Consider the following 9,214-nt stretch of genomic DNA (forward strand, 5'->3'; position numbering starts at 1 on the left):
GTCGACTACGGTCATTTCATCGGCGGCAAGCATGTCGCCGGCACCAGCGGACGCAAGCAGGACGTTCTGCAGCCGATGGACGGCTCGGTGCGCGCCACCGTGGCGCTTGCCTCGGCGCAGGAACTGCGCGCCGCTGTCGAAAACGCCAAAGCGGCGCAGATCGGCTGGGCCGCCACCAACCCACAGCGCCGCGTGCGCGTGCTGATGCGCTTCCTCGAACTGGTCAACAAGGAATACGACTCGCTGGCCGAGCTTCTGGCGCGCGAGCACGGGAAGACCATTGCCGACGCCAAGGGCGACATCCAGCGCGGCCTCGAAGTCGTCGAAGTCTGTATCGGCGCCCCGCACATGTTGAAGGGCGAGTTCACTGACGGTGCAGGCCCCGGCATCGACGTCTATTCGATGCGCCAGGCGCTCGGCGTGGTCGCCGGCATCACTCCGTTCAACTTCCCGGCGATGATCCCGCTGTGGAAGATCGCCCCGGCGATCGCCTGCGGCAACGCCTTCATCCTGAAGCCGTCCGAACGCGACCCGGGCGTGCCGATGCGCATCGCCGAACTGTTTCTCGAAGCTGGTCTTCCGGCGGGCATCCTCAACGTCGTCAATGGCGACAAGACGGTGGTCGACGCGATCCTCGACGATCCTGATATCAAGGCCGTCGGCTTCGTCGGTTCGACGCCGATCGCCCAGTACATCTACAGCCGTGGCTGCGCCAACGGTAAGCGCGTGCAGTGCTTCGGCGGCGCCAAGAACCACATGATCATCATGCCCGACGCGGACAKGGACCAGACCGTCGACGCGCTGATCGGCGCCGGCTACGGCTCGGCCGGCGAGCGCTGCATGGCGATCTCGGTTGCCGTTCCTGTCGGTCACGACACCGCCGAGCGGCTGATGGAAAAGCTGATCCCGCGCGTCGAAAGCCTGAAGGTCGGCCCTTCGACCGACTCCTCGGCCGATTTCGGCCCGGTGGTGACGCGTGAGGCGCTCGAGCGCATCAAGGGTTACGTCGACATTGGCGTCAAGGAAGGCGCCAAGCTTGTCGTCGATGGCCGCGGCTTCAAGATGCAAGGCTACGAGAACGGCTTCTACATGGGCGGCTGCCTGTTCGACAACGTCACGTCAGACATGCGCATCTACAAGGAAGAGATCTTTGGGCCGGTGCTGTCGGTCGTTCGCGCGCCGAACTACGAGAACGCGATCAAGCTCGCCAACGACCACGAGATGGGCAACGGCGTTGCCATCTTCACCCGCGATGGCGATGCGGCTCGCGACTTCGCCTCCCGCGTCCAGGTCGGCATGGTCGGCATCAACGTGCCGATCCCTGTGCCGATCGCCTACTACACCTTCGGCGGCTGGAAGGCTTCGTCCTTTGGCGACCTGAACCAGCATGGCCCGGATGCATTCCGTTTCTACACCAAGACCAAGACAGTGACGTCGCGCTGGCCGTCGGGCGTCAAGGATGGCGCGGAGTTCGTCATCCCGACGATGAATTGATCCATCACTAAGACTGAGTTGAAGCGGGCGCCCATTGGGCGCCCGTTTTACGTTTCGTCCTCTTCTTCCGTAACTGTATGCAGAATGTAGGTGGCCGCTTCCCCTCCCTGGACCTTGAGCGGGAAAGTTGATCGCCTTATAGTAGTGAAAATAACTATATCATGGTGATCGTATGGACGAGAAGATTTCGGCTGCCGATGCCAATCGGGAGTTTTCCCGACTTCTGCGGGAAGTGCGCGATGGCAGCAGCTTTGTGGTGACAAGCCACGGCCGGCCTGTCGCGCGTTTCGTGCCAGCAACTGAACTCGGCCAGGTTGCGCGCGCCGCAAAGCAGATTTTGTTGGAGCGCCTGCGCCGGCAGGCTCCGGCCGATGTCGGGCGTTGGTCGCGCGAAGAGCTCTACGACCACTGATGCGGTTCGCGCTGGCCACCAACATTCTGGCCTATGCGGAAGGCGTCAATGACGCAGGTCGTGCAGCCTTGGCGCTCGACCTGCTTACGCGCATTCCGCAAGACGAAACCTTGGTGCCGATCCAGGTTCTGGGCGAGTTGTTCACCGTCCTTGTGCGCAAGGCAGGTCGCAGTCCGTTGGAAGCACGCGACGCGATCCTGCAGTGGCGCGACACATTTGCCGTCGCCAATACGACGCCTGATGTCATGTCCAAGGCGGTGGATCTGGCTGTCGACCATAGGTTGAGTATTTGGGACGCCGTCATACTCTGCGTCGCGTCGGGTGCCGGTTGTCGTCTGTTGCTGTCGGAAGACATGCAGGATGGCTTCACATGGGGCGGGGTTACCGTAGTCAATCCTTTTGCTGAAACGCCACATCCGCTTCTTGCCGCCATGCTCGAGGCCTGAGGCCTAACGCGTCGCTGCTGCCTCGGCCTGGCCGCGCAGCATCGTCATCAATCGCTCCGCCTCTTGGGCAGCGCCATCCTCGTCGCGTTCGAGGATCGAGCGGATCAGCGCGACGTGATGTTCGGCTGATGCTGCGAGCCCGGTGTCGCGCTGATAGCGGAACCAGAAGCGGCGGCTGTGGGTTTGCAGGGGCGCTGCGAGACGGGCGGCGAAGTCGTTGTCGGCGGCGAGCGCCAGTGCTTCATTGATCGCCTTGTCGGCTTCGAGAAAGCCAAATACGTCGGTAGCGATCACCGCTTTTTGCATGGCAAGAGCTGCGGCATGAAACCGGTTGGCCGCGTCGCGGGTGACGAAACGGGCCGCCGAACGGGCAAGCACAACCTCGATACCACGGCGCGCATCGAGCACGCGCAGCCAGTCGCCGGGATGCAGCGGCGCGATTGCCAGGCCGGCGCGCGGCCTGATCTCGATAAGCCCTTCCCAGGCCAGACGCTGGATCGCCTCGCGCACCGGCGTGCGGCCGAGACCGAGCAGATCGATCAGCCCGCCTTCGGTGGCAACGCTGCCAGGGGCAAGTTCGAGGGTCACGATCAGCCGTTCAAGCTCAAGATAGGCTCGTATCGCAGCCGGTTCCAGTTTCTCAGCTTGCATGACCGAATCTCTTGAAAGCGCAATGATATATACTTGATATATCAGGCGCGAAGGTGGATCGGCAACTTGATTGCACCGTCATATATCGTTGATATATCAATGGAGGGGCCCAGCATGTGGCCGGAGGTGGCCGCCGCAATGGCCCGATCTCGACGTCTCGACCTATCTGGTCCGCAAACATCAAGCTTGCAGAGATTTTTGAAATCGGCACCAATGATCGGGTGGGGATGCAGCGCCAGTCGCTGTCGGGAGAGCGCTGCAAGCAGTCGGGGAGGGACGCCCTGGGGAGGAGCAAGTCATGAGCGCGGCGGTCGAGGAGATCGACATCGCCATCATCGGTGCCGGCATCGTTGGCATCGCGGCGGCTGCCTATCTCGTCGATGCCGGCCGCAAGGTGACGGTCTTGGACCGTACAGGCACCTGCGAGGAAACGAGTTCCGGCAATGCCGGTGCTCTCGCCTTCTCAGACGTGCTGCCGCTCGCCCACAAGGGCATGATGCGCAACGTGCCGAAGTGGCTGGCCGACCCGCTCGGCCCGCTCAGCATTCCGCCCGCATATCTGCCCCAGCTCGCACCGTGGCTTTATCGCTTCTGGCAGGCCGGGACGCCCTCCAACTACGAGGCCAGCCTCACAGCGCAAGCCGGGCTGATGAAACTCGCCGAGCAGGAATGGRCGTCGCTGATGGCACGCTCCAATACCGGCTCGATGCTGCGCGAAGACGGCTCGCTGGAACTCTATGAGAGCCAGGCGGAATTCAAGACAGCGCTGCCGAGTTGGGCGGCGCGCGACCGTTTCGGCATTGCCTGCAGACATCTCGAAAAGAGCGAGCTTGCTGGCTACCAGCCCGGGCTCGCCGACCGCTTCATGCGCGGTACCTTCGTGCCCGGCTGGAAGACGGTGTCCGACCCGAAGGATCTCGGCAAGGCGATCTGGCGCTATGCCGAAACCAAAGGTGCAGCCTTTATCAAGGGCGATGTCGGTCTTGTCAGGCAGACTGGCGACCGCATCCTGGTCCAGCTCAAGCGGGGCCGCACGCTGTTTGCCCGCCAGGTGCTGATCGCAGCCGGCGCCTGGTCACATCTGCTGGCGCGCCAGCTTGGCGATTTCATCCCGCTCGAAACCGAGCGTGGCTACAACACCACGCTTCCGACCGGCGCATTCGACGTGAAGCGCCAGCTGATCTTTTCCGGTCATGGCTTCGTCATCACTCCGCTAGCCACCGGCCTGCGTATTGGCGGGGCGGTCGAGCTCGGCGGCCTTGCGCGTGCGCCGAACTACGCCCGGTCAAAGGCGATGCTCGAGAAGGCAAGACGATTCCTGCCCGGGCTAGACCCCTCGGGTGGGCGCGAATGGATGGGGTTCCGCCCGTCGCTGCCCGACTCGCTGCCGGTCATTGGCGGCTCGCGCAGCCATCCCAACGTGCACTACGCCTTCGGCCACGGGCATCTCGGGCTGACCCAGGCGGCGGCAACCGGCCGGCTGGTTCGCGACCGCATGCTCGGCCAAAAGCCGACGCTTGATCTCAGCCCCTTTTCGGCCCAACGTTTCTGACGCAAGGTATCACCCATCATGGCGCGCCATTCCTTCTTCTGTATCGACGGCCACACCTGCGGCACCGGCACATCGGCTCCGGAAACAAGGCCATCATTCCCTCAATCGGCGGGTGGGCGCGGATGACCGATTGAGCACGATCTTCATCGACGACCGTGACCCGTTCGCACATGGGTTCGTAGTCAAATAGTCGTATGGCAGGGAGGTGGAACAGCCAATATGTCTAGACAATCTTAGAAGGGAGATCAGCGGTAAGACGCAAGAAACTGTTGCCGTGAGCTTATCGAGCGCTACATTCTTCGATCTTGGCGCGCAAAATCACTGGAATCGGCAAAGACATTGCGTTGAGCCAATGATAGGTTTCGCAATGGTCCAGGGCCTGGACAACATAAAAACGGAGACGGCTTCAATTGCCGTCCGGCAGGCGGCAACGGGTGTAAGAATCACGTTGCAATCCAGGCTCGAAACATTAGGACTAGGGGAAATATCAAAAAGGAATGCGTGCATCGCGCGACATTCCAGGGGAGCCGCATACATATGCAGTACTTCGTCCAGCAGATGGTCAACGGGCTGACTCTGGGGTCCATCTATGGCCTCATCGCAATTGGCTATACGATGGTCTACGGCATCATCGGCATGATCAATTTCGCCCATGGCGACATTTTCATGCTGGGCGCCTTCGTCGCGCTGATCGTGTTCCTGATCCTGAGCAGCATCTTTGTCTCGGTCCATGTCGTGCTGTTCCTGCTCGTCATGATGGTCGTGGCGATGCTGATGACCAGCCTGTACAATTGGACGATCGAAAAGGTTGCCTACCGGCCGCTGCGCGGCTCGTTCAGGCTGGCGCCGCTGATCACTGCAATCGGCATGTCGATTGCGCTGTCGAACTTCGTCCAGGTGACGCAAGGTCCGCGCAACAAGCCGATCCCGCCGATGGTCTCGACGGTCTACAATGTCGGTGGCATCTCGATCTCGCTGAAGCAGATCATCATCGTTGTCGTCACCGTCGCTCTGCTGGCGCTGTTCTGGTACCTCGTCAACAAGACCTCGCTTGGCCGCGCGCAGCGCGCCTGCGAGCAGGATCGCAAGATGGCGGCACTGCTCGGCATCGACGTCGATCGCACCATCTCCATCACCTTCATCATGGGCGCGGCCCTTGCCGCCGTCGCTGGCACGCTGTTTTTGATGTATTACGGTGTCGTTGCCTTCTCCGACGGCTTTGTTCCCGGCGTCAAAGCCTTCACAGCAGCCGTACTTGGGGGCATCGGCTCGCTGCCGGGCGCCATGCTGGGCGGCCTGATGATCGGCTTTATCGAGAGCATGTGGTCGGCTTACTTCTCGATCGACTACAAGGATGTCGCGGCGTTCTCGATCCTCGCCATCGTGCTCATCTTCCTGCCCTCCGGCATCCTCGGCCGGCCCGAAGTCGAGAAGGTCTGAGACAATGGCCAATATCGCACAAGCTCTCCGCGAAGAGACCGCAACGCCGTTTCAACGCGGCATCAAGGAGGCGCTCTATGCGGGTGCCATCTCCTTCGGCCTGTTCTTCCTCTTCATAGGCCTCAGGACCGACCAGAACATCCGCAACGAGCTGATCCTCGTTCCGCGCTGGGGCCTGCTTGCCATCATCGTTTCCCTGGTGATGGTCGGACGCTTTGTCTACGTCGCCTACGGTCAGCCGTTCCTGGCACGGCAGAAGATCGTCAACGTTGCCAGCGGCCTGTTGCCTGACAGCGTGGCGACGCGGTTCTTCCGGCTGCCCTTTTTCATCGCGGCCCTCGTGATCGCCGCGGGGCTGCTGATCTTCGCTGGTTCGCTTGACGGGATATTCGGGCCAACGCTCGCCGGTTATGTGCGTTTCTTGCGCGCGCTGACCATCATTTACGCCTTGGCGTCGGTGCTGTTTTATTTCCGTACCTTCATCCATGCGCATTTCTCGGCGCTGGGTATCGGCGTTCTGGTGATCTACCCGATCTTTGTCGTGGTAACGCTGACGCTGATCTCGGGTTCGATGGCGTCCGGTTTCCAGGGCTCGCTCAAGTGGGTCGACAATTTCGGCATCCAGATCCTGATCTATGTCATGCTCGCCTGGGGCCTGAACATCGTGGTCGGTCTCGCCGGCCTGCTCGACCTTGGCTATGTCGCCTTCTATGCCGTCGGCGCCTATGCCTATGCACTGCTGGCGACGCATCTCGGCTGGTCGTTCTGGATCCTGCTGCCGGTGGCTGGCTGCATGGCCGCCTTCTGGGGCGTCATGCTCGGCTTCCCTGTGTTGCGGCTACGAGGCGACTACCTCGCGATCGTGACACTGGCCTTCGGTGAGATCATCCGCCTGGTGCTGATCAACTGGCGCGAAGTGACCAATGGCGCAGCCGGCATCTCGGGCATTCCCAAAGTCAGCTTCTTTGGACTGATGTCGTTCAACGTCTCGGATCCCAACTACATCGCCAAGGTGCTCGGCATCGCCCAGTCCGGCGCCTACTACAAGATCTTCCTTTATTACCTCATCCTGGCCTTGGCACTGCTGACCGCTTTCGTCACCATCCGGCTGCGGCGCATGCCGGTCGGACGTGCGTGGGAAGCGCTGCGCGAGGATGAAATCGCCTGCCGCTCGCTCGGTATCAACACGACGACGACCAAGCTGACCGCCTTTGCCACGGGTGCGATGTTCGGCGGTTTCGCCGGCTCGTTCTTCGCCGCCCGCCAGGGCTTCGTTTCGCCCGAATCCTTCGTGTTCCTGGAATCGGCGATCATCCTTGCCATCGTCGTGCTCGGGGGCATGGGTTCGCTTGTCGGCATCGCGGTCGCGGCCGCGGTGATGATCGGCGGCACCGAAATCCTGCGCGAAATGGAGTTCCTCAAGGTGGTCTTCGGGTCTGATTTCACGCCGGAACTCTACCGCATGCTGCTGTTCGGCATGGCCATGGTCATCGTGATGCTGTGGAAGCCGCGAGGTTTCGTCGGCAGTCGAGAGCCCACCGCCTTCCTGCATGAGCGAAAAGCCATCTCCAGCTCCTTCACCAAGGAAGGGCACGGCTGATGAACGCGAGCGTTTCGATGAACACGCCGATCCTGCAGGTCGAGCATCTGTCGATGAAGTTTGGCGGCCTGGTTGCCATCGGCGACCTGTCGTTCGAAGCCAGGCGTGGTGAAATCACTGCGCTGATCGGCCCGAACGGCGCTGGCAAAACCACGGTCTTCAACTGCATCACCGGCTTCTACAAGCCGACCGAAGGCATGATCCGCTTCACCGGACGTGAGGGCGGAGAATTCCTGCTCGAGCGCATGCCCGACTTCCAGATCACGGCCAAGGCCAAGGTGGCGCGTACCTTCCAGAACATCCGGCTGTTTTCGGGCATGACGCTGCTCGAAAATCTGCTGGTGGCGCAGCACAACAAGCTGATGAAGGCTTCTGGCTATACGGTCATGGGGCTGCTCGGGCTCGGCGGCTATCGCAAGGCTTCGGCCGAATCGGTCGATATCGCCAAGCATTGGCTCGAAAAGTGCGAGTTGATCGACCGTGCCGACGATCCGGCGGGCGATCTGCCTTATGGTGCACAGCGGCGGCTCGAGATCGCGCGTGCCATGTGTACCGAGCCGGAACTCCTTTGCCTCGACGAGCCGGCCGCCGGTCTCAATCCGAAGGAATCGTTGGCGCTCAACACGCTGCTTATCGACATCAAGGAAAATACCGGCACGTCGATCCTGCTCATCGAGCACGACATGTCGGTGGTCATGCAGATCTCCGACCACGTGGTGGTGCTCGAATACGGCCGCAAGATTTCCGACGGCGACCCGACGTCGGTCAGGACCGATCCGAAGGTCATTGCCGCCTATCTCGGCGTCGATGACGAGGAAGTCACCACCGTCCTGGTCGAGGTCGGCGACGAGCAGGTGATCGAGGAACTCGAGGGCGTGCCTGATCCGGCGCATGGTCCAAGCGCGTCATCGTCGATGATGGCCGGTCCGGTCAGCGACACGATCAGTCACAGCGATGGCGACGGCGAGATCGTGACGGTCTCCAGGGGCGCGTCGAAGGCGGCGCAGGTCGAAGCCCGGGATGCCAGGATTGCTGCCGAGCCAACCACCCAGGCTGCTGCGGCCAAGGCGAAGGCGCCGAAGGCAAAGTCCACTGCCGCACCTGCCGCCGGACTGATGGCTTCACCCAAGCCGGCAAAGGCTGCACCCGCAGCAAAGGCTGTTGCCAAACCGAAGGCACCGGCCAAAACTGTTGCTTCGGCCGCTCCGGTCGCCAAAGCTCCTGTAATGGTCAAGCCGGCGGTGGTGAAGGCCGACGCGTCGAAAGCGGTTGCAAAACCGGCCAAGGCTCCGGCTGCGAAACCAGCAGCCAAGGCGGCGGCAAAACCTGCGAAGGTTGCACCGAAGGTAGCGACCACAAAGGCTGCGTCGGCGAAAGCCGCCATGGCAGCGCCGGCTTCAAAAGCAGCGTCAAAAGCTGCGGTGCCAAAAGCTGGCAAGCCGGAGCCAAAAGCAGCGGTCGTCAGATCCCCGGTGAAGGCAGCGTCCGCGCCCAAGGCTCAAGCGAAATCGGCCAAGCCGGCTGCCGCACCAAAGGTCGCGGCGTCGGCCAAGCCTGGAACGAAGCCGCCGGCCAAGCCGGCCAAGGCACCGGATGCCAAGGCAGCCGTCATAAAAGCC

General features: G+C 61.9%; 7 protein-coding genes and 2 pseudogenes. 8 read left to right on the forward strand and 1 reads right to left on the reverse strand.

What is annotated here, in order from left to right:
• The 3 genes from AC1DUU_RS14135 to AC1DUU_RS14145 all read left to right on the forward strand — a co-directional run.
• Window positions 1–1,494: CoA-acylating methylmalonate-semialdehyde dehydrogenase (locus AC1DUU_RS14135; RefSeq protein ID WP_476784043.1), on the forward strand; the 1,494-nt coding region annotated here is incomplete at its 5' end.
• A gap of 172 nt (window positions 1,495–1,666) precedes the next feature.
• The gene (locus tag AC1DUU_RS14140) at window positions 1,667–1,906 is read left to right on the forward strand and encodes a type II toxin-antitoxin system Phd/YefM family antitoxin (RefSeq protein ID WP_476784044.1); all 240 of its coding nucleotides are present in this window, start codon (window positions 1,667–1,669) and stop codon (window positions 1,904–1,906) included.
• Window positions 1,906–2,352, forward strand: a complete 447-nt coding sequence (locus tag AC1DUU_RS14145; protein WP_476784045.1) for a PIN domain-containing protein — start codon at window positions 1,906–1,908, stop codon at window positions 2,350–2,352. Before AC1DUU_RS14140 ends, AC1DUU_RS14145 begins: the two co-directional genes overlap by 1 nt.
• Window positions 2,353–2,355: 3 nt before the next feature.
• On the opposite strand, the gene AC1DUU_RS14150 is transcribed toward AC1DUU_RS14145, so the two are convergent.
• Window positions 2,356–3,003, reverse strand: coding sequence for a GntR family transcriptional regulator (locus tag AC1DUU_RS14150; RefSeq protein ID WP_476784046.1), 648 nt, complete (start codon window positions 3,001–3,003; stop codon window positions 2,356–2,358).
• A gap of 298 nt (window positions 3,004–3,301) precedes the next feature.
• Here AC1DUU_RS14150 and AC1DUU_RS14155 point away from each other — a divergent pair, with 298 nt between their 5' ends.
• From AC1DUU_RS14155 to AC1DUU_RS14175, 5 genes and pseudogenes are all read left to right on the forward strand, one after another.
• Window positions 3,302–4,555, forward strand: coding sequence for an NAD(P)/FAD-dependent oxidoreductase (locus AC1DUU_RS14155; protein ID WP_476784047.1), 1,254 nt, complete (start codon window positions 3,302–3,304; stop codon window positions 4,553–4,555).
• A 77-nt stretch (window positions 4,556–4,632) separates the two neighbouring features.
• Window positions 4,633–4,745, forward strand: a pseudogene (locus tag AC1DUU_RS14160) (proline racemase family protein); the annotation flags it as partial.
• Window positions 4,746–5,092: 347 nt separating this feature from the next.
• Window positions 5,093–5,995, forward strand: coding sequence for a branched-chain amino acid ABC transporter permease (locus AC1DUU_RS14165; RefSeq protein WP_476784048.1), 903 nt, complete (start codon window positions 5,093–5,095; stop codon window positions 5,993–5,995).
• Between the two features lie 88 nt (window positions 5,996–6,083).
• Window positions 6,084–7,595: pseudogene (livM, locus tag AC1DUU_RS14170) on the forward strand (high-affinity branched-chain amino acid ABC transporter permease LivM); the annotation flags it as partial.
• Window positions 7,595–9,214 (forward strand): ABC transporter ATP-binding protein (locus AC1DUU_RS14175; RefSeq protein ID WP_476784049.1); only part of this gene is annotated, 1,620 nt, incomplete at its 3' end. The pseudogene livM and the gene AC1DUU_RS14175, both read left to right, overlap by 1 nt.

The sequence above is a fragment of the Aminobacter sp. P4_H6_2 genome (assembly GCF_056400805.1).

Excerpts from the sequence above, each read along its gene's own strand:
- AC1DUU_RS14140 (WP_476784044.1), top strand. The coding sequence starts at position 1,667 with ATGGACGAGAAGATTTCGGCTGCCGATGCCAATCGGGAGTTTTCCCGA.
- AC1DUU_RS14145 (WP_476784045.1), top strand. The coding sequence starts at position 1,906 with ATGCGGTTCGCGCTGGCCACCAACATTCTGGCCTATGCGGAAGGCGTC.
- AC1DUU_RS14150 (WP_476784046.1), bottom strand. The coding sequence starts at position 3,003 with ATGCAAGCTGAGAAACTGGAACCGGCTGCGATACGAGCCTATCTTGAG.
- AC1DUU_RS14165 (WP_476784048.1), top strand. The coding sequence starts at position 5,093 with ATGCAGTACTTCGTCCAGCAGATGGTCAACGGGCTGACTCTGGGGTCC.